At 62.6% G+C, this 20,278-nt stretch carries 25 protein-coding genes; 14 read left to right on the top strand and 11 right to left on the bottom strand.

Features of this window, described 5'->3' with window-relative positions; all coding sequences use genetic code 11:
- Nucleotides 1-32: 32 nt before the first annotated feature.
- Complete coding sequence (locus N436_RS19630; RefSeq protein ID WP_110741782.1) at nucleotides 33-842, top strand: helix-turn-helix transcriptional regulator; 810 nt, start codon at nucleotides 33-35, stop codon at nucleotides 840-842.
- A 97-nt stretch (nucleotides 843-939) separates the two neighbouring features.
- On the opposite strand, the gene N436_RS19625 is transcribed toward N436_RS19630, so the two are convergent.
- Entirely contained in the window at nucleotides 940-1,725 is a 786-nt protein-coding gene (locus N436_RS19625) for a TSUP family transporter (RefSeq protein ID WP_110741781.1), read from the bottom strand.
- Nucleotides 1,726-1,737: 12 nt separating this feature from the next.
- Nucleotides 1,738-2,799, bottom strand: a complete 1,062-nt coding sequence (locus N436_RS19620; protein ID WP_110741780.1) for a hypothetical protein — start codon at nucleotides 2,797-2,799, stop codon at nucleotides 1,738-1,740.
- Between the two features lie 235 nt (nucleotides 2,800-3,034).
- Here N436_RS19620 and N436_RS19615 point away from each other — a divergent pair, with 235 nt between their 5' ends.
- Entirely contained in the window at nucleotides 3,035-3,919 is an 885-nt protein-coding gene (locus N436_RS19615) for a sugar nucleotide-binding protein (RefSeq protein ID WP_104833540.1), read from the top strand.
- Nucleotides 3,912-4,844 carry an NAD-dependent epimerase/dehydratase family protein gene (locus tag N436_RS19610; protein WP_110741779.1) on the top strand — a complete coding sequence of 311 codons (933 nt, stop codon included), beginning with the start codon at nucleotides 3,912-3,914 and terminating at the stop codon, nucleotides 4,842-4,844. Before N436_RS19615 ends, N436_RS19610 begins: the two co-directional genes overlap by 8 nt.
- 132 nt (nucleotides 4,845-4,976) lie before the next feature.
- On the opposite strand, the gene N436_RS19605 is transcribed toward N436_RS19610, so the two are convergent.
- Nucleotides 4,977-5,420, bottom strand: coding sequence for a helix-turn-helix domain-containing protein (locus tag N436_RS19605; protein ID WP_110741778.1), 444 nt, complete (start codon nucleotides 5,418-5,420; stop codon nucleotides 4,977-4,979).
- 101 nt (nucleotides 5,421-5,521) lie between these two features.
- On the opposite strand from N436_RS19605, the gene N436_RS19600 reads away from it, so the two are divergent.
- Nucleotides 5,522-6,715, top strand: a complete 1,194-nt coding sequence (locus N436_RS19600; RefSeq protein ID WP_110741777.1) for an MFS transporter — start codon at nucleotides 5,522-5,524, stop codon at nucleotides 6,713-6,715.
- On the opposite strand, the gene N436_RS19595 is transcribed toward N436_RS19600, so the two are convergent.
- The 5 genes from N436_RS19595 to N436_RS19575 all read right to left on the bottom strand — a co-directional run bounded on the left by N436_RS19595 (nucleotide 6,703) and on the right by N436_RS19575 (nucleotide 10,686).
- A complete protein-coding gene (locus N436_RS19595; protein WP_014589498.1) occupies nucleotides 6,703-7,386 on the bottom strand; it encodes an OmpW family protein in 684 nt (227 codons plus the stop codon). The genes N436_RS19600 and N436_RS19595 overlap by 13 nt on opposite strands.
- Before the next feature lie 109 nt (nucleotides 7,387-7,495).
- Nucleotides 7,496-8,008, bottom strand: coding sequence for a DUF3299 domain-containing protein (locus N436_RS19590; RefSeq protein WP_110741776.1), 513 nt, complete (start codon nucleotides 8,006-8,008; stop codon nucleotides 7,496-7,498).
- Between the two features lie 126 nt (nucleotides 8,009-8,134).
- Nucleotides 8,135-9,400 carry an ABC transporter permease gene (locus tag N436_RS19585; protein WP_110741775.1) on the bottom strand — a complete coding sequence of 422 codons (1,266 nt, stop codon included), beginning with the start codon at nucleotides 9,398-9,400 and terminating at the stop codon, nucleotides 8,135-8,137.
- Nucleotides 9,400-10,110 carry an ABC transporter ATP-binding protein gene (locus N436_RS19580; protein ID WP_105948246.1) on the bottom strand — a complete coding sequence of 237 codons (711 nt, stop codon included), beginning with the start codon at nucleotides 10,108-10,110 and terminating at the stop codon, nucleotides 9,400-9,402. The genes N436_RS19585 and N436_RS19580 overlap by 1 nt, the downstream gene beginning before the upstream one ends.
- A complete protein-coding gene (locus N436_RS19575; RefSeq protein WP_105948247.1) occupies nucleotides 10,111-10,686 on the bottom strand; it encodes a DUF2796 domain-containing protein in 576 nt (191 codons plus the stop codon). It lies immediately after the preceding gene.
- Nucleotides 10,687-10,816: 130 nt separating this feature from the next.
- On the opposite strand from N436_RS19575, the gene N436_RS19570 reads away from it, so the two are divergent.
- Nucleotides 10,817-11,161, top strand: coding sequence for a hypothetical protein (locus N436_RS19570; RefSeq protein ID WP_105948248.1), 345 nt, complete (start codon nucleotides 10,817-10,819; stop codon nucleotides 11,159-11,161).
- 137 nt (nucleotides 11,162-11,298) lie between these two features.
- Here N436_RS19570 and trxA read toward each other — a convergent pair whose 3' ends face one another.
- The 3 genes from trxA to N436_RS19555 are packed head-to-tail and all read right to left on the bottom strand — an operon-like array spanning nucleotide 11,299 to nucleotide 13,315.
- The gene (trxA, locus tag N436_RS19565; protein ID WP_016715351.1) at nucleotides 11,299-12,171 is read right to left on the bottom strand and encodes a thioredoxin; all 873 of its coding nucleotides are present in this window, start codon (nucleotides 12,169-12,171) and stop codon (nucleotides 11,299-11,301) included.
- Between the two features lie 31 nt (nucleotides 12,172-12,202).
- The gene (locus N436_RS19560) at nucleotides 12,203-12,862 is read right to left on the bottom strand and encodes a methyltransferase (protein ID WP_110741774.1); all 660 of its coding nucleotides are present in this window, start codon (nucleotides 12,860-12,862) and stop codon (nucleotides 12,203-12,205) included.
- Nucleotides 12,863-13,315 carry a YbaY family lipoprotein gene (locus N436_RS19555; RefSeq protein WP_105948250.1) on the bottom strand — a complete coding sequence of 151 codons (453 nt, stop codon included), beginning with the start codon at nucleotides 13,313-13,315 and terminating at the stop codon, nucleotides 12,863-12,865.
- Nucleotides 13,316-13,421: 106 nt separating this feature from the next.
- On the opposite strand from N436_RS19555, the gene nrdR reads away from it, so the two are divergent.
- From nrdR to N436_RS19510, 9 genes are all read left to right on the top strand, one after another.
- Entirely contained in the window at nucleotides 13,422-13,886 is a 465-nt protein-coding gene (gene nrdR / locus N436_RS19550) for a transcriptional regulator NrdR (protein ID WP_009685710.1), read from the top strand.
- A gap of 2 nt (nucleotides 13,887-13,888) precedes the next feature.
- Nucleotides 13,889-15,019, top strand: coding sequence for a bifunctional diaminohydroxyphosphoribosylaminopyrimidine deaminase/5-amino-6-(5-phosphoribosylamino)uracil reductase RibD (gene ribD / locus N436_RS19545; RefSeq protein WP_110741773.1), 1,131 nt, complete (start codon nucleotides 13,889-13,891; stop codon nucleotides 15,017-15,019).
- Nucleotides 15,020-15,061: 42 nt separating this feature from the next.
- Nucleotides 15,062-15,727 carry a riboflavin synthase gene (locus N436_RS19540; protein WP_003255399.1) on the top strand — a complete coding sequence of 222 codons (666 nt, stop codon included), beginning with the start codon at nucleotides 15,062-15,064 and terminating at the stop codon, nucleotides 15,725-15,727.
- Nucleotides 15,728-15,745: 18 nt separating this feature from the next.
- Nucleotides 15,746-16,837 carry a bifunctional 3,4-dihydroxy-2-butanone-4-phosphate synthase/GTP cyclohydrolase II gene (ribBA, locus tag N436_RS19535; protein WP_012270288.1) on the top strand — a complete coding sequence of 364 codons (1,092 nt, stop codon included), beginning with the start codon at nucleotides 15,746-15,748 and terminating at the stop codon, nucleotides 16,835-16,837.
- 92 nt (nucleotides 16,838-16,929) lie between these two features.
- Nucleotides 16,930-17,406, top strand: coding sequence for a 6,7-dimethyl-8-ribityllumazine synthase (gene ribE / locus N436_RS19530; RefSeq protein ID WP_003255395.1), 477 nt, complete (start codon nucleotides 16,930-16,932; stop codon nucleotides 17,404-17,406).
- On the top strand, nucleotides 17,403-17,903 hold the full coding sequence (gene nusB, locus N436_RS19525) for a transcription antitermination factor NusB (protein WP_003255393.1): 501 nt from the start codon (nucleotides 17,403-17,405) through the stop codon (nucleotides 17,901-17,903). Before ribE ends, nusB begins: the two co-directional genes overlap by 4 nt.
- An 18-nt stretch (nucleotides 17,904-17,921) precedes the next feature.
- Nucleotides 17,922-18,890: a thiamine-phosphate kinase gene (gene thiL, locus N436_RS19520; protein WP_110741772.1), complete on the top strand. Its 969-nt coding sequence runs from the start codon at nucleotides 17,922-17,924 to the stop codon at nucleotides 18,888-18,890.
- Nucleotides 18,887-19,390, top strand: coding sequence for a phosphatidylglycerophosphatase A (locus tag N436_RS19515; protein WP_003255391.1), 504 nt, complete (start codon nucleotides 18,887-18,889; stop codon nucleotides 19,388-19,390). The genes thiL and N436_RS19515 overlap by 4 nt, the downstream gene beginning before the upstream one ends.
- A 16-nt stretch (nucleotides 19,391-19,406) precedes the next feature.
- A complete protein-coding gene (locus N436_RS19510) occupies nucleotides 19,407-20,150 on the top strand; it encodes an ABC transporter substrate-binding protein (RefSeq protein WP_110741771.1) in 744 nt (247 codons plus the stop codon).
- Nucleotides 20,151-20,278 lie beyond the last annotated feature (128 nt).

The raw sequence follows: 20,278 nt of genomic DNA, 5'->3' as shown, positions 1-20,278 counted from the left end.
TGGCGTCATTCGCGTCACCTGGGCCCCCGCACATGAGCGATCATTTCGCTACCAACCTCAAGCTGGCTTGTAGCCACTACCGCTCTATTTCCGAAGTTTGCCGGCAGCTGTCGATCAACCGCGCACAGTTCAACAAGTACCTGAGCGGGCAGAGCCGTCCGACGGCTTACAACCTCAAGCGCATCGGCGACTTCTTCGGGGTCGAGGATTACGAACTGAATTTGCCGGCCGAGCAGTTCGCCAGGCTTATCGGCGCACGGGTGTCGACGCTGGCCGACCAGCCCAGCGACCCGATCAGCGAGCTGTTCCGTCCGCTGCACGACCACGCCGGCAACCTGTCGCGCTATTGCGGTTACTACTTCGAGTATTCCAACTGCATGTCGGTACCTGGCACCATCCTGGTGTCGCTGGTACACCTGTGGGAGGAGCGCGGCCGCTTCCTGTTCGAGCGCCAGGAACGCCAGGAGCGCTCCAGCGCCACCGACCAGCACGCCGAGGTACGCTGCCGCTACCTTGGAGCTGCATTCCAGTTGCAGGACCGGCTGTTCCTGATCGACTACGAGTCGCTCACGTACAACGAAATGAGCCAGACCATCCTCATCCCCAGCTTCAAAAGCCGCATTACCCGCCTGAATGGCCTGAAGGCTGGAGTGTCCAGCGGCGATCGACGCAACCCGGCCTGTACCCGCGTGGTGTGGGAGTATTTGGGGGAAGAGATCAATCGCATCAATGCCTATCGGCAGGTAAAACTGTATAGGCCGGATGATCCGCGTATAGATGATGATGTACGTGAGCGGTTGAGTGTGGGGCCATTGCGCAACAGTTTGTTTGAGATTGAATAGATGTAGCGCTTGCATTGAACCCATTGCTGGTCAGGCCATGCAGGGACCACGCAGTCGTTAGAGCGCGGGCCCCGCTCAAAATACATTCAACCATCACTCAAAATTGCCGCAACCACTCTCCAACTGCGTGCCCATCATTGAACAACAACCTCAAGGACATCAGGCAGCAGACAGTGATAAGCAATGGTCTGATCAGCCGTGGCCCAAAGTAAAGCGCACACCGTGCGCCGAGTTGGGCGCCAAGAATGGCGCAAAATGCCATTGCTAAGGCTAAGGGCCAGATAATTGCGCCACTGAAGGCAAAGACTGACAGGGCACCAAGGTTGCAGGATGCGTTAAGCAGTTTGCTGTTGCATATTGCCTGCATCAGTTGTTGCCCCAGCAGCAAGGAAAAGGCCACCATGAAGAATGAACCGGTGCCTGGACCAAAAATGCCGTCGTAAAAACCAATGATAGGGATAATCACCAGCGTAAAGCCTAAGGACGACATACGCTGCTTACGATCCCGTGCATCAAGCTTGGGACTGAATGCAAAATAGCTTGCAACTGCAATTAGCAGGATTGGAACGGTTGATTCCAGGATGGCTTTGTCGAGCATGCTGATCGACAAGGCACCTGCAACACCACCTGTGAATGACAGAATGGCCATTGGCCGGCCTGCTTTCCACTGGATCATTCGCTTACGGGCGAACGCCCACACCGCTGAAACACTGGCGGAGGAAGCCTGAAATTTGTTGGTAGCCATAGCAGACAATGGATCGATACCTGCAATGAAAAAGGCCGGTAACGTCAGTAAACCCCCGCCTCCTGCAATTGCATCGAAAAAGCCAGCGAGCAATGCGACTGACGCCAGCGCCAAGAGTATTGAGACTTCAATTTCCATTTTGCCCCCACCTTAACCGCGTACGATCAGTGGGTCTTGTTGCAGCATCACAGGTTGGGCATCAGGCGAGTAGCCGAATAGCCGAACCAGCAGCCTCCGGTTGTCCTTGACGATTTCGCGGGCATGAAGTGCCTGGTTGTTATTGATCAGTAGTGCAGAGTCGGGTCCAGGCAGAAAATCGTAGGGTTGTTCTTCGTTTAATAAGCCTTGCAGTGACTGATACGCCTGCCGTGTCGACGGGCTGGCCTCATTATGTAATGAGTGTCGATAGCTGCTGTAGCGGATGGTGAAGTCACCTATTGGATCGTATTGAAGAATTGAGTTTGCGATGATTGGCTGATTCTCATCCTTTACGAAGCAATCACTGCGTGTAAAGCAAAACGACTTTGACGACAGGGCGAGTGCTTCAAGGCCGTTGAGTTTGGAAATTGCATTACGTACGGGGATTAACTTGGTCGGCTCCCGCAAAGGGTTCCATCTTGCGCTCAGGATCAATGCGCTTGGCGCAGGCGAGTGATCACCTTCGCATTGAATTGAGCAATTGTATGGAGGCTCGGTGTGCGGGCCAAGCTCAACACCAGCGTGGGAACTCAGTTCGGCTTGATGATGTTTGGATTCATTTCGTAGCAGCCACTTACCGCCCCCTTTGAAATTCCCGACTAGACGTACTTGCATCCCGCAATTGTCAATATCGAATGCGAATGAGCGGTAGTCTACAAGGCTTAAAAGAATTTGGTTTCGTGAGGCCATGTAGATGATAACGGGGTCTTCGTTCATGGCGTCAATGTTTGCCAGGCTCTCTGGCACAGGATCGAAGGACGGAGGCAGCATTGCAGTGAACTCCAGTGCTGCTGCTTTTCCGGAGGCAAACATTTTTAACAGGTCGCGCTGCTCAATATTTAGTGACCGTTTTAAAACTTGTGCTTGGTAGCTTGACATTGCAGCAGCCCCAGCGGCATCCGGGCCTCCAATAGCGGCAGTTTTTTGCGAACCGTTATCGAGTATGCCGGCTTGCAGTTTGCTGAATGTTAGGCGAAGAACCTCAGGTGTTGCCTTGGTGTTTACCCCTGTCATTGTTATTTTCCTTGTCTGTAGGGAAAGGTGAAACTTTTTGTTAGAACGCTGAGCATTTAGCCAGATATTTTTTACTGATGATGTAGGGCTGCCCCTCTCTGGCTTGTAGGGAAACTCTATGGCCGTGGTAGGAATCGTCCGTGGTGCTGCTGTCAGCCTCAGGGTTGGACTTCCCCGCCCGGAAACCGCAAAATGACCCCTTTCCTTCATCAACCTCTCCGGATCTGCTGACTCTATGCGTATGCGCCTAATGCTGTTGGGTGGTGGCAATGCCCTCGGGCAAGCGCTGATTCGTCTTGGGGCCGAGGAGGACATCGCATTCCTGGCGCCGCGCCCGCCCGAAAATGGCTGGACGCCGGCCAGCCTCACCCAGTTGCTCGACGATCACCGCCCCGACGCCGTGGTCAACCTTGCCTATTACTTTGACTGGTTCCAGGCCGAGTCGGTCAGCGAACAGCGTCTGGCTCAACAGGAGCGTGCGGTAGAGCGGCTGGCAGAGTTGTGTCAGCACCACCAGATCACCCTGGTGCAGCCTTCCAGCTACCGCGTGTTCGACGGTTCGCGGGCCACGGCCTACAGCGAAAAGGACGAGCCAGTGCCGCTGGGCATGCGTGGCCAGGCGTTGTGGCGCATCGAGCAGAGTGTGCGTGCGGCCTGCCCGCAGCATGTGCTGCTGCGCTTTGGCTGGTTGCTCGACGAAAGCATCGACGGGTCGCTGGGCCGCTTCCTGACCCGTGCCGAGCAACCGCAAGAGCTGCTGCTGGCCGATGACCGGCGTGGTAACCCGACACCGGTCGACGATGCTGCGCGTGTGATCCTGTCGGTGCTCAAGCAGCTCGATTGCAGTGCGCCGCTGTGGGGCACCTACCATTACGCCGGCAACGAGGCGACCACGCCGCTGGCGCTGGGCCAGGCGATCCTTGCCGAAGCGGGCCAGTACCGCCAGCTCGCGGTTCAGGCGCCAACGCCGCAGGCTCATGCCGCACGGCCGGATGCCAGCGAAGAGCCGCAGCACGCGGTACTGGCCTGCAAGAAAATCCTTCATACCTTCGGCATCAAGCCGCGCGCCTGGCGCGCCGGCCTGCCGCCTCTACTGGACCGGTTCTACCGCCATGGCTGACGCCCCCATCCTGATCACCGGCGGTGCCGGCTTCATTGGCTCCCACCTGTGCGATGCGTTGTTGGACAAAGGCTACGCTGTACGCATTCTCGACGACTTTTCCACTGGCCGGCGCAGTAACCTGCAGGTCGACCACCCACGGCTGGAACTGATCGAAGGCGATGTTGCCGACGCCGGGCTGGTCACGCAGGCCGCAGCCGGCTGCAGTGCCGTGGTGCACCTGGCGGCAGTGGCCTCGGTGCAGGCCTCGGTCGAAGACCCGGTGCGCACACACCAGAGCAACTTCATCGGCACCCTTAACGTGTGCGAAGCGATGCGCGTGCATGGCCTGCGCCGGGTGCTGTTTGCTTCCAGTGCGGCGGTGTATGGCAACAATGGCGAGGGCGAGTCGATTGCCGAAGACACGCCTAAGGCACCGCTGACCCCGTACGCGGTGGACAAGCTGGCCAGTGAGCAGTACCTGGACTTCTACCGACGCCAGCATGGCCTGGAGCCGGTGGTGTTCCGCTTCTTCAATATCTTCGGGCCACGCCAGGACCCATCCTCGCCGTATTCCGGGGTCATCAGCATCTTCTGCGAGCGCGCGGTGCAGGGCTTGCCGATCACCATCTTCGGTGATGGCGAACAGACCCGCGACTTCCTTTACGTGGGCGACCTGGTGCAGGTGATGGTGCAGGCGCTGGAACAGCCGCAGGTTGAGGAGGGGGCGGTGAACATCGGCCTCAACCAGGCCACTTCGCTGAACCAGTTGCTGGCGGCGCTGGAGAAGGTGGTGGGGAGCCTGCCGGCGGTTAGCCATGTGGCTGCGCGTTCGGGTGATATTCGCCATTCGCGGGCGGATAATCAGCGCTTGCTGGCGCGGTTCGAGTTTCCGCAGGCGACGCCGATGGTTGAAGGCCTGGCGCGGCTTCTGGGTAAGAGCTGAATCCCCGGGGGCGCGTTGCGCCCCTTTCGCGACGCAAGGCCGCTCCCACAGGGATAACGTACAACCAATGGATGTGCGGTCCCTGTGGGAGCGGCCTTGTGTCGCGATAGGGCTGCGCAGCGGCCCCAAAATTCATCCATGCCGCACCACTCTGCGCAGGCAATCTTCGGCCTTCATTATTCGCCCATCTAAAGCCCTTACCTGCAATGTCTCAAGCGCTTGCCCGGTAGTACCCTCCACCAGCTCCGAACGCACCTCACCCGCTTCAAACAAAAACCGCTCCCCCCACTGCCTCAGGCCTACCACCACCGGAAACACCGACCGCCCTTTCTCGGTCAGCACATATTCCTTGTAGGCACTGCCATCCGAAGCTGGCTGCGTCATCAGCAACCCACTTTCCACCAGCAGCTTGAGCCGTGAGGCGAGGATGTTCTTCGCCAGCCCCAGGTTCTTCTGAAATTCGCTGAAGCGTCGCAGGCCATCGAAGGCATCGCGCAGGATCATCAGCGCCCAGCGGTCACCCAATACCTCCAAGGCACGGGCTACCGGGCATTGCGCATTGTTTTCATCGAGCATGTGGCAGGCCTGTCCTGATTGTCTGGTTGCAGATTAAAACCACTTTTGCTAAATAGCCATAAGTAGTTTCAATTCGAAACTACATTGTTGAGGCCATCCCGATGACACGCTGGATAACCCTGCTGCTTGCCATCACCAGCGCCATGGCGGTGGCGACGGTGTACTTCGCCCAACCGTTGCTTGAATCGATGGCCGCCGAACTGGGTGTGGCACAGCAGCAGATTGGCTGGGTAGTGGGTGCAACCCAGGCGGGCTATGCCCTGGGGCTGCTGCTGATTGTGCCGCTTGGGGACCTGATCGACCGCAAACGCCTGTTGCTCGGCCAGTTGCTGTTCTCGGCCTTGGCGCTGGTCGGCGTGGGCATGGCGCCAAACTGGGTGATGCTGTTGCTGGCGCTGGCCATCACCGGGCTGATGGCCGTGATGGTGCAGGTGATGGTGGCGCATGCCGCCAGCCTAGCCTCGCCCGCTGAGCAAGGGCAAGCGGTAGGCACCGTCACGAGCGGCGTGGTGCTGGGCATTCTGTTGGCGCGCCTGGTAGCGGGTGGGGTGGCTGACCTGGCCGGTTGGCGCAGTGTTTATTTGGTCGCAGCAGTGCTGTTGCTGGCGCTGGCGTTGGTGCTGTGGTGCTGTTTGCCAAGCGGGCAGCCGTTGGTGCAGCGTCCCGGTTACCGGGCGCTGATCGTGTCCCAATTCCGCTTGTTTCGGCACGACAGGCTGTTGCGCCAGCGCGGCGTGTTCGGCGTATTGATCTTCGCCGCGTTCAGCGTGCTGTGGAGCGCCATGGTCATGCCTCTGAGCGCTGCGCCATTGGCGTTGAGCCATACCGAAATTGGCCTGTTCGGTCTGGCAGGTGTGGCGGGTACGTTGGCGGCAGCGCGCGCTGGTCGCTTGGCCGACCTAGGGCTGGGAGCGCGCACCACCGGGCTGGCGCTGGCGTTGCTGACGCTGTCGTGGTTGCCCACGGCCTTTGTCGGGCAGTCGTTGATCGTTTTCGTGCTCGGTGTGTTGATGCTGGACTTCGCCGTGCAGGCAGTGCATGTCACCAACCAGAGCGTGTTGCTGGCAGGGCGTGGCGCGATGGCTAGCCGATTGATTGGTGCTTATATGTGCTGCTATTCGGTCGGTAGCGGGTTGGGTGCGGTGCTGGCGAGCGGGGTGTATGCCCGATGGGGGTGGCTTGCGGTGTGTGGGCTTGGCATGGCCATCAGTGCGGTCGCGCTGGGGTACTGGCTGTGGCTGCAACGAGAAAGGGCGGCCGAAGCCGCCCTGCCGTGTTCCGGTCAGAACTTGTAGCCAAGGCCGACCATGTACACCCACGGGTCGACGTCTACGTCGACCTTGGTCTTGCTGTAGCCCAGTGCGGTCGGGCCGTTGACGCTGGCCTTGGTGTCGATGTCGACATACCAGACCGAGGCGTTGACCAGTAGGTTGTCGGTGAGCATGTAGTCCATGCCCAGCTGGCCGGCAATCCCTACCGAATCTTGCAGCTTGAGGTTGCTGAAGCCTTGTTGCTTGCGTGCGCTGCTCAAGTCTTCGTCAAAGAACAGGGTGTAGTTGATGCCCACACCGGCATACGGCTGGAAGCGCGAGTTCGGCTCCATCGGGTAGTACTGCAGCGACAGGGTCGGTGGCAACTGCTTGATGTCTGCCAGCTTGCCGTCCAGCCCGCCGCCCAGGCCTTTTACGCCCACGGTGTGCTTGAACGGGGTGGCTGCCAGCAGCTCCAGGCCGATGTGGTCGGTGAGCATGTAGGCAAAGGTCAGGCCCAGCTGGGTGTCGCTGTCCAGGGTCGCCTTGGTGCCCGACACCTTGTTGCCGTCGAACTTCAGGTCACCGCTGCTCTCGTTCGGGGCGGTGGTGATGGCGCCTGCGCGCAGGATCATGTCCCCCGCCTGGTAGGCGTGGGCGGCAGGGGCGGCGAGCGCAAGGGCCACAAGCGAGGCGCCGAGCAAGGACTTGTTCATGGAAGCTCCCAAAGGACGTTATTAATCGAGTAGTCCAATGGTACGGAGCTGGTTAAACACAAAGTTTGACCCAGCTCAAAGAAGCGTCTTCATGAATTCGAAACAGTTCTCATCTCAGCTCATAAACGTATATTTTCTCGGCTTCCATCTGGTAGCCGGCATCGGCCAGTTCGCTGGTGGAGGCTCTAACCTGCATCTTTCCCTCGATCCAGTAGGGTTGGTAGAGGTCTTCGACGCGTACGCCCATTTCGCTGAAAATATGCACGATCTGGTTTGAGGGTGGCGGGGGCACGTGGATGCACGCGCCGTAGTAAGGCACCAGCAGGAATTCGGTGGTGCGGCCTTCCTCGCTTACCTCAAGTGGCACAATGTAGCCGGGCAGTTTGATTTGCTGGCCGTCGAGGCTTTTCACCACGGGCGCGTCGGGGGCTTGCTGGCGCGCGGGTGGGGCGGACTCGGCAGACAGGGCGTTGCTGAGCTGTGACATGTCATGCAGCGGCGCTAGCTGTGGCGGGATGACCGGGGCACCTTCGGGGATTAGGGCAGGCCAGTCCAGCTCTTTGGGTTCGGCGGCCCACAGAGGCATCGCTATCACCAACAGCAGGGCCAGCAGCATGTACATTGCCGGCCTCTTCGCGGGCATGCCCGCTCCCACAGGACCTGCACAGGGTCCGAAGCCTGTGGTGCTCCCTGTGGGAGCGGGCGAGCCCGCGAAGAAGGCAGTGAGGTTTCTGATCATTGCAGGCTCTTAAAGATGAATGGACAGGCCATCAGCCAGCGACTGCCTGTAAGCCCGCCAAGCCGGCACGCTACCCATCAGCAACGCGGCCCCAAGGATGATAGCCAGCAAGGTCCACTCATGAGCACTCGGCAGCGCCAGTGGCAAATACAAACCATAGTTGGCCTGCACATACCCCTGCGCCAGGGCGATTCCTGCATGCAGCAACCCCAGCCCGGCCACGATCCCGACTGCGGCCAGTGACAACGCTTCCAGCACCAGCAGCCCTGCGAGATGCCACGGCCTGGCCCCGACCGACCGCAAGATTGCCATTTCTCGCCGGCGCTCGTTGAGGCTGGTGAGAATGGCCGTGAGCATGCCGATCAAGCCGGTCAGCACCACGAACAGCGACACCACGAACAGCGCCTGTTCCGCCGTGCCCATCAGGCTCCACAGTTCTTGCAGGGCCACCCCAGGCAGGATCGCCAGCAACGGTTCACTGCGGTACTCGTTGATCTCCCGCTGCAAGCTGAAGGTCGCGATCTTGTTGTTCAAACCCAGCATGAACGCAGTGATGGCAGCAGGTTGCAGGTCCATCGTACGTGCCTGATCGGCGCTGATGCGCCCGGCGCCACGGGCCGGTACGCCGTTGTGCCAGTCGATATGGATGGCTTCCATGCCGCCCAGGCTGATGTGCAAGGTGCGGTCGACCGGTGTGCCGGTGCGCTTGAGCACGCCAACCACGGTGAACGGCTTGTCGTCATGCTTGACCAGGCTGATCGCTGCCACGCCATGGGCCAGCACCAGCTTGTCACCCAGCTTGTAGTGCAGCGCCTCGGCGACTTCGGCACCGAGTACCACCTCGAACGGGTCGCTGGCGAACTCACGCCCCTGGCTCAATTCCAGGTGCTGACGGCGGCCGTACTGGTAATGGTCGAAGTAATCCGTCGTGGTGCCCATCACCCTGTAGCCGCGATGCGAGTCGCCCAGCGAGATAGGGATCGCCCACTTCACCCGTGGGTCCTGCGCATAATGCTGGAAGCTGTCCCAGCGGATGTTGTTGGTCGCGTTGCCAATGCGAAATACCGAATACAGCAGCAGGTTCACCGAGCCAGAGCGGGCGCCGACAATCAGGTCGGTACCGCTGATGGTGCTGGCGAAGCTGGCGCGGGCCTCGGTGCGAACGCGCTCCACGGCCAACAGCAGGCACACCGACAGGGCGATGGCAAACGCGGTGAGGAAGGCGGTAAAACGGCGGTTGGCCAGGCTGGCCAGGGCAAGACGGAGCAGGTACATCAGGCCTCCCGGGGCTTGGCGGCGCGGTTGAGGTCGGCCAGGGAAAGGTGGCGGTCGAACAGTGGCGCCAGGCTCTGGTCGTGGCTGACGAACAGCAGGCTGGCACCGGCGGCGCGGCATTCGTCGAACAGCAGGCGGATGAACGCTTCACGGGTATCGGCGTCCAGCGCCGAGGTCGGTTCGTCGGCAATCACCAACTCGGGCTGGCCGATCAGTGCGCGGGCGGCGGCCACCCTTTGCTGCTGGCCGATCGACAGGCTGTCGGCGCGGCGGGCGAGCAGGGCGGAGTCATCCAGCCCCAGGTGGGCCAGCAGCGTGCTGGCAGCCTGGTCGACACTGCCATGGCGCTGCTCGGCGCGGGCCTTGCGGCTGCGCGAGAAGCGACAGGGCAGCTCGACGTTTTCACGTACCGACAGGAACGGCAGCAGGTTGAACTGCTGGAAGATATAACCCGTGTGGTCAACGCGGAAGCGGTCACGCGCCCCCTGGCCCAGCCTGCCAAGGTCCTGGCCAAGCAACTGGATGCGGCCCTCGGCCGGTACGTTCACGCCGCCCAGCAGGCCCAGCAAGGTGGTCTTGCCACTGCCGCTGGGGCCCTTGAGGAACAGGGCTTCACCAGCGTCCAGGTGGAAGGCCGGGATATCCAGCAGCGGCGGCTGACCTGGCCAGGCGTATACCAGGTCGTGCAGTTCGATCAGCGACTGGCTCATTCAGAAAGCGACCGCTGCCTTGGCCGGCGTGGCTTCCACACCTTTCTGGCCATTCGGGCCGATCAGTTGCACGTTGATCTTCTGGGTGGCCGGGAAGGCCTTGAACAGCGGCCCGAGGTCCACTTGTGCCAGTTTGTCGGGGTTGGCGCAGGTCAGCTGGTAGTGGGCGCCGATGTCACTGTGCTGGTGGCCGTGCTCATGTTCGTCGCCATCGTCGTCGGCTTTCGGGGCGTCACCGAACAGCGGGCTTTCCAGTTCTTGCTGGTCTTCTTTGCAGCCTGCTGCAGCAGAGAGGCCGAACAGCTTCAGGGGCTGTTCGAGCTGCTGGCGCACGGCGGCGACCTTGGCCTTGTCGGCATCGCTGCTGGCGGCATGTTCGAAGCCGACCAGGTTCATTGCCGGGCTGTCCAGCTCCAGCTCCAGGGTGTTGCCATCGAGCACGGCGTTGAGCTTGGCGACGCCATGTTCGTGGGCGCCGAGGGTGCCATGGGCGTGGTCGTGATCATGGTCATCGTGGGCATGGGCCACGGCCAGTGGCAGCAAGGCGAAGGGCAGGGCAAGCAGCAGGCGACGCATGGACGGCTCCGGGGCGGGCTGAATGATTGAGTTATGTTATAACAACTTTTCTGCGTGCCGCCAGCCTGCATGGCGCAGGTTTCATGTTGCGGTAGCATGGGTGCATTGACCTGGGTTCAAGGAATGCATCATGAGAATTCGTGGACAGATTGGTAACTGGCCGGTGGACCTGACCATCGAGTTGGCGCCTGAAGAGTGGGCGCAGCTGGGGCGGCAGGTTGAGGTGCCGGTAGCGGCGCAGGTTGCAGCAGCGGAAACCATGGCGGCACCGCGACAGGATGACGGGCAGTGGACTGCGGCGCGCGAGGTGTTGCGCCTGGCGGGGCAGATGAGCGGGCCGGAATTGCTGGACAGGCTGGAGGGACTGGCGGGGAGTACGGCAGCGGGCAAGCGGCTGCTGGTGCGCCTGCGGCACAGCAGTGAAGTGAAAGTGGAAAGTGGCGTGGATGCGCCGGTTTATCACTGGGTTGGATAACCCTGTATTGCCTGTTCTGGCCTCTTCGCGGGCTCGCCCGCTCCCACAGGTATACCTCCATTCTGAAGCACAGTAGAGGTCCTGTGGGAGCGGGCATGCCCGCGAACGAGGGCAAAGCCCTCGCAGAAAACTTCAGGTCAGAACATCGCCGCCGACAGCTTGCGGCGATACACGCCAACCAGCGGGTGATCGCCGCCGAGCAACTCGAACACCTGCAGCAACGCCTTCTGCGGCAGCCCGTTCTCATAGCCACGGTTACGCTGGAACAGCTTCAGCAACCCCTCCAGCGCCGCCTCATACTGCTGGCGCGCGAGCTGCTGAATGCTCAGCTGATAAGCCGCCTCGTCATCCTGTGGGTTCTGTGCCAGGCGGCTTTTCAGGTCCGCCACTTCTGGCAGGCTGGCTGCCTGGCGCAGGAAGGTCAGCTGGGCCTTGGCACCGGCCAGCGCAGCCTTGTGCTCATCGGTCTTGACCGCATCCAGCACCACTTGGGCCTCGCCCAACTCACCACGCTCGGCCAGGCAGCGGGCATACAGGATCAGCGCCTCGGCATTGCTGTTGTCCTCACCCAGCAGCGCCTGCAACAGCGCTTCGGCTTCGGCAAAGCGGCTTTCGGCGAACAGCGCCTTGGCCTGTTCCAGTGGCGAAGCTGCAGGTGCGGCAGGCATCTGCACATGCGGTTCGAGCATGGCGCGAATCGCCGATTCCGGCTGGGCACCGGCAAAGCCGTCTACCGGCTGGCCATCCTTGAACAGCACCACGGTCGGCAGGCTGCGGATGCCGAACTGGGCAACCACCTGTTGCTCCACGTCGCAGTTGATCTTGGCCAGCAGCAACTCGCCCTGGTAACCCTCGGCGATCTTGGCCAGCAATGGCATCAGCGCCTTGCACGGCGCACACCACTCGGCCCAGAAGTCCACCAGCACCGGCTTGTGGAAGGAGTTCTCGATCACCAGTTGCTGGAAGGTGGCATCTGTAGCGTCGAAAATGTAAGGCGTGTCTTGGGTCATCGCGACTCTCGCAAACTCGTGTATGGCACCACTATAAGGTGTCGCGGCTGGCGTGGTACAGGCTGACCCGGCGGAATTCGTGTGGCTCGGCCAGGTCTGGCAGGGTCAGCGCTTCGAGCACGCCCAACTGCCGGTACAGCGGGTGGCTGAAGTCGCGTACCCGCGAGTCTGCCACCAACGCCTGGCGGCCGCGACCGAGGAAGGCATCCAGCAGCGGCAGGTTGGCGCGGTCATACAGCACATCGGCAACCAGGATCAGGTCAAAGCGGTCTTCTTCGGCAAAGAAGTCGCTGCTGTAGTTGAGCTCAACCCCGTTCAGCGCGGCATTGGCGCGGCAGGCATCGAGGGCCAGCGGGTCGAGGTCGCAGGCCACCACTTCCAGTGCACCCGCACGCGCGGCGGCAATGCCGGCGATTCCGGAGCCGGCGCCAAAGTCCAGCACGCGCTTGCCGGCCACCCATTCAGGGCGTTCGGCCAGGTAGCGGGCCATGGCCAGGCCGCTGGCCCAGCAAAAGCTCCAGTAGGGCGGCTCTTCAAGAATGCGCCGGGTTTCTTCGCTGTTGAAGGCGCGGTCCATGTTCTGGTCGTCGATCAGCCACAGCTTCAGGTCGCAGCCGGGCAGCTCGCTGACCACCAGGCGCGCTTCGCCGATCAGGCCGCTGAGGGCCTGTTGCAGGGCCAGCGGAGGCACTTACGGCGCCTTCTCGAAACGCAGCGGGCCGGTGGCCTGGGTCTGGGCTTGGGTAATGCGCACCGGTGGCAGGTGCATGATCAGCTGGCCGGAGCTGCTGGCACGGCCACGCAGCTCGACCCGCGCGCCGGCCGGGAAGGCCTCGGGGTTGAAGCGCAGGTGGTAGGGCAGGGCCTGGCCGGTGCCGGTCAGGTTGCTGCTGGCCAGCAGGCGTTGCGGGCGGTCGCGTTCGTCGATGACCAGCAAGGCCAGCTCCACGTCGGCACCGGCCGGGATTTCCAGCAAGGTACCACTCAGTTCGCGCTGGTAGGCCGGCAACGGGCCGAGTACTTCGGCCTGTTTGGCCGTGCGGGCTGGCGTGGGCGCCGCAGGCGTATCGGTTTTGGGCCTGTCGCTGCCGCAAGCGGCGAGCAGGGCGGCGCAGCACAGCACGACGAGCGCTCGGTAGTGCATGGGGTAGTCCTTCGCGGGCAGAATTCCCATGGATGTTAACCCCTTTGGCTTGTCTTGCCAGTGCAATGCGCTACCATGGCCCTCCCTTTTTTTGTTGCCTGCCACCATGCACTGTCCCTTTTGCGGTGCCAACGACACCAAGGTCATCGACTCTCGCCTCGTCGCCGAGGGCGAGCAGGTGCGCCGCCGCCGCGAATGCGTGGCCTGTGGCGAGCGTTTCACCACCTTCGAAACCGCCGAACTGGTGCTGCCCCGGCTGATCAAGCAGGACGGCACGCGCCAGCCCTTCGACGAAGACAAGCTGCGTGCCGGCATGCAACGGGCCCTGGAGAAGCGCCCGGTCAGCGTCGAGCGCCTGGAAGCGGCGCTGGCGCACATCAAGAGCCGGCTGCGCGCCACTGGCGAGCGCGAAGTGAAATCTCTGGTGGTGGGTGAAATGGTCATGGCCGAGTTGCGCAAGCTCGACGAAGTGGCCTACATCCGCTTTGCCTCGGTGTACCGGCGCTTCCAGGACCTGGACGAGTTCCGCGAAGAAATCGACCGCCTGGCCCGTGAGCCGGCTAAAGAGTGAACATGCCCAGCCAAGCCGCCATCCTTGACGCCCACTACATGGCCCGCGCGCTGGAACTGGCGCGCAAAGGCCTGTACACCACCCACCCCAACCCCCGTGTAGGCTGCGTGATCGTGCGCGACGGCGAAGTGGTCGGCGAAGGCTGGCACGTGCGCGCCGGCGAGCCGCATGCCGAAGTGCATGCCCTGCGCCAGGCCGGTGAGCGTGCCCGCGGTGCCTGCGCCTACGTCACCCTGGAGCCGTGCAGCCACCATGGCCGCACGCCGCCGTGTGCCGAAGCGCTGGTCAAGGCCGGTGTGGCGCGGGTGGTGGCCGCCATGCAGGACCCTAACCCGCAAGTGGCGGGGCAGGGCCTGCGGCGTTTGGCCGAGGCGGGTATTGAAGTGGCCAGCGGCGTGCTCGAAGCCGAGGCCCGCGCGCTCAACCCGGGCTTTCTCAAACGCATGGAGCACGGCCTGCCGTTCGTGCGCGCCAAGCTGGCCATGAGCCTGGATGGCCGCACCGCCATGGCCAGTGGCGAAAGCCAGTGGATCACCGGCCCGGCTGCCCGCTCCGCGGTGCAGCGCCTGCGCGCCCGCTCCAGCGTGGTACTGACCAGCGCTGCCAGTGTGCTGGCCGACAACGCCCGCATGACCGTGCGCGGCGACGAGCTGGGCCTGGACCCCGAAACCACCGCCCTGGCGCTCAGCCGCACACCGCAGCGCGTGCTGGTCGATGGCCGCCTGCGCCTGCCACTGGATGCACCGTTCTTCAAGGCCGGCCCGGCACTGGTGGTGACCGCTGTCGCAGATGACCCGCACTATGCCGCTGCCGGCCACGAGTTGCTGAGCCTGCCAGGTGACAATGGCCAGGTCGACCTGCCTGCGCTGTTGCAAGCGTTGGCGGCCCGTGGCGTCAACGAAATCCTGCTGGAATCCGGTGCGGGCCTGGTGGGGGCTTTTGCCCGGCAAGGCCTGGTCGACGAGTTCCAGCTGTTCGTCGCCGGCACTTTCCTCGGCTCCAACGCCCGCCCATTGCTGGACTGGCCGCTGGACAAGATGAGCGAAGCACCGCGGCTGAAAATTACCGAAATGCGCGCAGTGGGCGATGACTGGCGGGTCACGGCCATCCCCCTGCCGGCGCCCGGCGTATAATGCCGGGCTTGCCCCGTGCAAACCGTTTTTGAGGAAGACCCCATGTTCACCGGCATCATCGAATCCATCGGCACCATCCGCAGCCTCACCCCCAAGGGTGGCGACGTGCGCGTCTACGTCGAAACCGGCAAGCTCGACCTGGGTGACGTCAAGCTCGGCGATAGCATCGCCGTCAACGGTGTGTGCCTGACCGCTGTCGAACTGCCGGGTGACGGCTTCTGGGCCGACGTCAGCGTCGAAACCCTCAAGCGCACCGCATTCATCGACCTCAAGAGTGGCAGCAAGGTCAACCTGGAAAAGGCCCTGACCCCCACCACCCGTTTGGGCGGGCACCTGGTCAGCGGCCACGTCGACGGGGTTGGTGAAATCATCTCGCGCAGCGATAACGCCCGCGCCATCCAGTTCCGTGTGCGTGCACCCAAGGAACTGGCCAAGTACATCGCCCACAAGGGTTCGATCACCGTCGACGGCACCAGCCTGACGGTCAATGAGGTCAATGGCGCCGAGTTCGAGCTGACCATTGTCCCGCACACCCTGTCCGAAACCATCATGGCCGACTACCGCGCAGGGCGTCGGGTAAACCTTGAGGTCGACCTGCTGGCCCGTTACCTGGAGCGTTTGCTGCTGGGTGACAAGGCCGCTGAACCGAGCAAGGGCAGTGGCATTACCGAAAGCTTCCTGGCCGCCAACGGCTTCTTGAAATCCTGATTGAGAAGGGGGTGCCGCGTGGCGCTCAACAGCATCGAAGAACTGGTAGAAGACATCCGCCAGGGCAAAATGGTCATCCTCATGGATGACGAAGACCGCGAAAACGAAGGCGACATCATCATGGCAGCCGAGTGCTGCCTGCCCGAGCACATCAACTTCATGGCCAAGCACGCCCGTGGCCTGATCTGCATGCCGATGACCCGCGAGCGTTGCGAAACGCTGAAGCTGCCGCTGATGGCGCCGCGCAACGGCTCGGGCTTCGGCACCAAGTTCACCGTGTCGATCGAAGCCGCCGAAGGCGTCACCACCGGCATCTCAGCCGCTGACCGCGCCCGCACCGTGCAGGCTGCGGCCGCCAAGGATGCCAAGGCCGAAGACATTGTCAGCCCAGGCCACATCTTCCCGCTGATGGCCCAGCCTGGCGGTACCCTGGCCCGCGCTGGCCACACCGAAGCCGCCTGCGACCTGGCGCGCATGGCCGGTTTCGAGCCAAGCGGCGTCATCTGCGAAGTGATGAACGACGACGGCACCATGTCGCGCCGCGCGGAACTGGAAGTGTTCGCCGCCGAGCACGGCCTGAAGATCGGCACCATCGCCGACCTCATTCACTACCGCATGATCCACGAGCGCACTGTGCAGCGCGTTTCCGAGCAGCCGGTGGAAAGCGAGCTGGGTGAGTTCAACCTGGTCACTTACCGCGATGCGGTGGAAGGCGACGTGCACATGGCCCTGACCCTGGGCAAGATCTGCGCTGAAGAGCCGACCCTGGTGCGCGTGCACAACATGGACCCGCTGCGCGACCTGCTGCTGGTCAAGCAGCCGGGCCGCTGGAGCCTGCGTGCGGCCATGGCTGCCGTGGCAGAGGCCGGCAGCGGCGTGGTGCTGCTGCTGGGCCACCCGCTGGACGGTGACGTGTTGCTGGCGCACATCCGCGAAAGCGCGGGCGATGCACCGACCAAGGCACCAACCACCTACAGCACCGTGGGTGCCGGTTCGCAGATCCTGCGGGACCTCGGTGTGCGCAAGATGCGCCTGATGAGTTCGCCGATGAAGTTCAATGCGATATCCGGATTCGATCTGGAAGTTGTAGAATACGTGCCCTCCGAGTGACTTGAGGCGGCAGTGACGCCCTCCAGCTCGAGTCCATACCCCTGTCGAGGCCGCCAGCATGCGGCCTCGCTCTTGAAGATGAGAATATCGGAATGACCCTGAAGACCATCGAAGGTACCTTCATCGCCCCCAAAGGTCGCTATGCTTTGGTGGTTGGCCGCTTCAACAGCTTCGTCGTCGAAAGCCTGGTAAGCGGTGCCGTTGATGCCCTGGTACGCCACGGTGTCAGCGAAAGCGACATCACCATCATCCGTGCCCCGGGTGCATTCGAAATCCCGCTGGTGGCACAGAAGGTCGCCCAGCAAGGCGCCTACGACGCGATCATCGCCCTGGGCGCCGTGATCCGTGGTGGTACCCCGCACTTTGAATACGTGGCGGGCGAATGCACCAAGGGCCTGGCCCAGGTGTCCATGGAGTTCGGTGTTCCGGTGGCCTTCGGCGTACTGACCGTCGACTCCATCGAGCAAGCCATCGAACGTTCCGGCACCAAGGCCGGCAACAAAGGTGCTGAAGCTGCCCTGTCCGCTCTGGAAATGGTCAGCCTGCTGGCGCAGTTGGAGGCCAAGTGATTAGCGACGAAAGCGATCGTTTCAACCCGCGCGATCCAAAACCTGCGGATGCCGGCAAGCCCTCGAAGAGCGCCAAGCGCCGCGAAGCCCGCAAGCTCGCGACCCAGGCCCTCTACCAGTGGCACATGGCCCAGCATTCGCTGAACGAGATCGAAGCGCAGTTCCGGGTGGATAACGATTTCACCGATGTCGACGGTGCCTATTTCCGCGAGATCCTGCATGGGGTCCCGGCAATCAAGGGCGAAATCGACAAGGCGCTGGTGCCTTGCATGACCATCGCACTGGAAGAGCTCGACCCGGTCGAACTGGCCGTGCTGCGTCTGTCCACCTGGGAACTGATCAAGCGCGTCGATGTGCCTTACCGCGTCGTGATCAACGAAGGTGTCGAGCTGGCCAAGGTCTTCGGTGCCACCGATGGCCACAAGTTCGTCAACGGCGTGCTGGACAAGCTCGCTCCGGCCCTGCGTGAAGCAGAAGTCAAGGCGAACAAGCGCTGATTCCGGCGCTGCCTGCCCATGGGTGAGTTCGAGCTGATCAACCATTACTTCGCCGCCGCGCCCTGTGCGCAGGGCGGCGAGGGTGTGGCACTGGGGATCGGTGACGACTGCGCCCTGCTGCAGCTTCCCCCGGGTGAGCAACTGGCGGTGTCGACCGATACCCTGGTCGCCGGGGTGCATTTTCCTGCTGTCTGCGATCCGCTTCTGCTCGGCCAGCGCTCGTTGGCCGTGGCGGCCAGTGACCTGGCGGCCATGGGCGCGACCGCAATCGGCTTTACCCTCGCCCTGACCCTGCCGGATGTTGGCCCAGACTGGCTGGCCGCCTATGCGGACGGCCTAAGCCGCATGGCCCACCGCTGCCGCATGAGCCTGATCGGGGGGGATACCACCCGGGGGCCACTGAGCATCACCGTTACCGTGTTCGGCCGCGTGCCGGCTGGCCAGGCGTTGCGCCGCAGCGGTGCACGGCCAGGCGACCTGCTGTGCGTGGGGGGTGTGCTGGGCAAGGCCGCCGGTGCATTGCCGCTGGTACTGGGTGAGCGCGAGGCGCCCGCCGAGCTGGCTGAGCCGCTGCTGGCCCATTACTGGTCGCCGATGCCGCAGCTCACCCTGGGCACGTTGCTGCGCGGCCAGGCCACCGCGGCGCTGGACATCTCCGATGGCCTGCTCGCAGATTGTGGGCATATCGCCAAGGCGTCCGGCGTGGCGCTGGAGGTGAACCTGGATCAGGTGCCAGTGTCTCCTGCTGTAGAGGCGTTCCTCGGCCGCGAGGCGGCAGTGCAGGCTGCGCTTGCGGGTGGCGACGATTACGTGCTGGCCTTCACGCTGCCGCCTGAGGCGCTGGCGCCCTTGGCAAACCTCGGTTTCGTCGAGGTGCATACCATTGGCCGTGTGCTCGAAGGGCAGGGCGTAACCTTGCGCGACGCGCAGGGCCGGGACATCACCCCCGTTCAGCGGGGCTATCAACACTTTAGGGAGACACCGTGACCGATCACCCCAACCAGGTGCCTGCGGAGTTCGTTCCGCCTTCGGTCTGGCGCAACCCGTGGCACTTCATCGCCTTCGGCTTCGGTTCCGGCACCTTGCCCAAGGCCCCGGGCACCTGGGGCTCGCTGGTGGCCATACCGTTCATCCCGTTGTGGCAGATGCTGCCCGACTGGGGCTACTGGCTGCTGCTCGGCGTGAGCATGCTGTTTGGCTTCTGGTTGTGCGGCAAAGTCGCCAATGACTTGCGCGTACACGACCATGAAGGCATTGTCTGGGATGAGATTGTCGGCATGTGGATCACCCTCTGGCTGGTGCCGGAAGGCTGGCAGTGGCTGCTGGCAGGGTTCCTGATGTTCCGCTTCTTCGACATCCTCAAGCCGTGGCCGATCCGCTGGATCGACCGTCATGTGCACGGGGGCGTCGGTATCATGCTCGACGATATCCTGGCCGGCGTGTTCGCCTGGCTGGGCATGCAGGTTCTGGTGTGGGCGGTTGCCTGAAACAGGGAGCGCGTGAATGGCCATAAGGACTGTGCTGCTGGCAATGCTGCTGAGTGTTGCCCCGTGGGTGAACGCTGCTGACGGTGTGCCGAAGCAGATCCACCTGGTCAGCGAGGAGTGGCTTGATTACACCAACGCCGACGGTAGCGGGGTCGCCTGGGACGTGCTGCGCAAGGTGTTCGAGCCGGCCGGGGTCAAGGTGGTGACCCAGAGCGCGCCCTATAGCCGGGCGGTCGGGCTGGTCAAGCGCGGCGAGGCTGATGCCTGGGTGGGTTCGTACAAGGAAGAGAACGACGATAATCTTTACCCGCGCTGGCACTTCGACATGGACCACATCTACGCCTTGGGGCTGGCCAGCAAGCCTGTGCCCACCCCTGAGAACGTGGGGAAATACCGCCTGGCGTGGGTACGCGGCTATGACTACGCCAGCTATCTGCCCAATGTGCATGACTTCCGGGAAGTTCAGCGCCGCGAAGGCATCTTGCCGATGCTTGAGCATGACCGGGTGGATTTCTATATCGATGCGCTGACCGAGGTTGACTACGTGCTCGGCCAAAGCTCCCAGCCTGAGCGCTTCCGTCGCACGCATGTGGCCGAGCTGCCGCTGTACCTGGCCTTTACCCGTAACGACCAGGCCAAAGCCTTGAGCGAGCTGTTTGACAAGCGCATGGCCGAGTTGGTGCGCAGTGGGGAACTGAAGCCGATCTTCGAGCGCTGGAAGCAGCCGTATCCGTTCACTGCGGATAGCAAACCGCACTGAAGCCAGGGCCGGGCCTGGATAGCCTAAGCATCGAACTTTTCGATCTTAACCCACGGTATTCAGCCAGCCCACATCCCCCAACCTGCTGATACAATCGGCCCACGAGAAATTTCCTACTTATTCCAGGA

Origin of the sequence: Pseudomonas sp. RV120224-01b (assembly GCF_003208145.1) — a bacterium.
Taxonomy (GTDB): Bacteria; Pseudomonadota; Gammaproteobacteria; order Pseudomonadales; family Pseudomonadaceae; genus Aquipseudomonas; species Aquipseudomonas monteilii.
This window is presented reverse-complemented; position numbering and strand designations above follow the sequence as displayed.

Bases quoted from the DNA above. Each gene is read 5' to 3' on its own strand.
- N436_RS19630 (WP_110741782.1), top strand. From the start codon at position 33: ATGAGCGATCATTTCGCTACCAACCTCAAGCTGGCTTGTAGCCACTAC.
- N436_RS19625 (WP_110741781.1), bottom strand. From the start codon at position 1,725: ATGGAAATTGAAGTCTCAATACTCTTGGCGCTGGCGTCAGTCGCATTG.
- N436_RS19620 (WP_110741780.1), bottom strand. From the start codon at position 2,799: ATGACAGGGGTAAACACCAAGGCAACACCTGAGGTTCTTCGCCTAACA.
- N436_RS19615 (WP_104833540.1), top strand. From the start codon at position 3,035: ATGCGTATGCGCCTAATGCTGTTGGGTGGTGGCAATGCCCTCGGGCAA.
- N436_RS19610 (WP_110741779.1), top strand. From the start codon at position 3,912: ATGGCTGACGCCCCCATCCTGATCACCGGCGGTGCCGGCTTCATTGGC.
- N436_RS19605 (WP_110741778.1), bottom strand. From the start codon at position 5,420: ATGCTCGATGAAAACAATGCGCAATGCCCGGTAGCCCGTGCCTTGGAG.
- N436_RS19600 (WP_110741777.1), top strand. From the start codon at position 5,522: ATGACACGCTGGATAACCCTGCTGCTTGCCATCACCAGCGCCATGGCG.
- N436_RS19595 (WP_014589498.1), bottom strand. From the start codon at position 7,386: ATGAACAAGTCCTTGCTCGGCGCCTCGCTTGTGGCCCTTGCGCTCGCC.
- N436_RS19590 (WP_110741776.1), bottom strand. From the start codon at position 8,008: ATGTACATGCTGCTGGCCCTGCTGTTGGTGATAGCGATGCCTCTGTGG.
- N436_RS19585 (WP_110741775.1), bottom strand. From the start codon at position 9,400: ATGTACCTGCTCCGTCTTGCCCTGGCCAGCCTGGCCAACCGCCGTTTT.
- N436_RS19580 (WP_105948246.1), bottom strand. From the start codon at position 10,110: ATGAGCCAGTCGCTGATCGAACTGCACGACCTGGTATACGCCTGGCCA.
- N436_RS19575 (WP_105948247.1), bottom strand. From the start codon at position 10,686: ATGCGTCGCCTGCTGCTTGCCCTGCCCTTCGCCTTGCTGCCACTGGCC.
- N436_RS19570 (WP_105948248.1), top strand. From the start codon at position 10,817: ATGAGAATTCGTGGACAGATTGGTAACTGGCCGGTGGACCTGACCATC.
- trxA (WP_016715351.1), bottom strand. From the start codon at position 12,171: ATGACCCAAGACACGCCTTACATTTTCGACGCTACAGATGCCACCTTC.
- N436_RS19555 (WP_105948250.1), bottom strand. From the start codon at position 13,315: ATGCACTACCGAGCGCTCGTCGTGCTGTGCTGCGCCGCCCTGCTCGCC.
- nrdR (WP_009685710.1), top strand. From the start codon at position 13,422: ATGCACTGTCCCTTTTGCGGTGCCAACGACACCAAGGTCATCGACTCT.
- ribD (WP_110741773.1), top strand. From the start codon at position 13,889: ATGCCCAGCCAAGCCGCCATCCTTGACGCCCACTACATGGCCCGCGCG.
- N436_RS19540 (WP_003255399.1), top strand. From the start codon at position 15,062: ATGTTCACCGGCATCATCGAATCCATCGGCACCATCCGCAGCCTCACC.
- ribE (WP_003255395.1), top strand. From the start codon at position 16,930: ATGACCCTGAAGACCATCGAAGGTACCTTCATCGCCCCCAAAGGTCGC.
- thiL (WP_110741772.1), top strand. From the start codon at position 17,922: ATGGGTGAGTTCGAGCTGATCAACCATTACTTCGCCGCCGCGCCCTGT.
- N436_RS19510 (WP_110741771.1), top strand. From the start codon at position 19,407: ATGGCCATAAGGACTGTGCTGCTGGCAATGCTGCTGAGTGTTGCCCCG.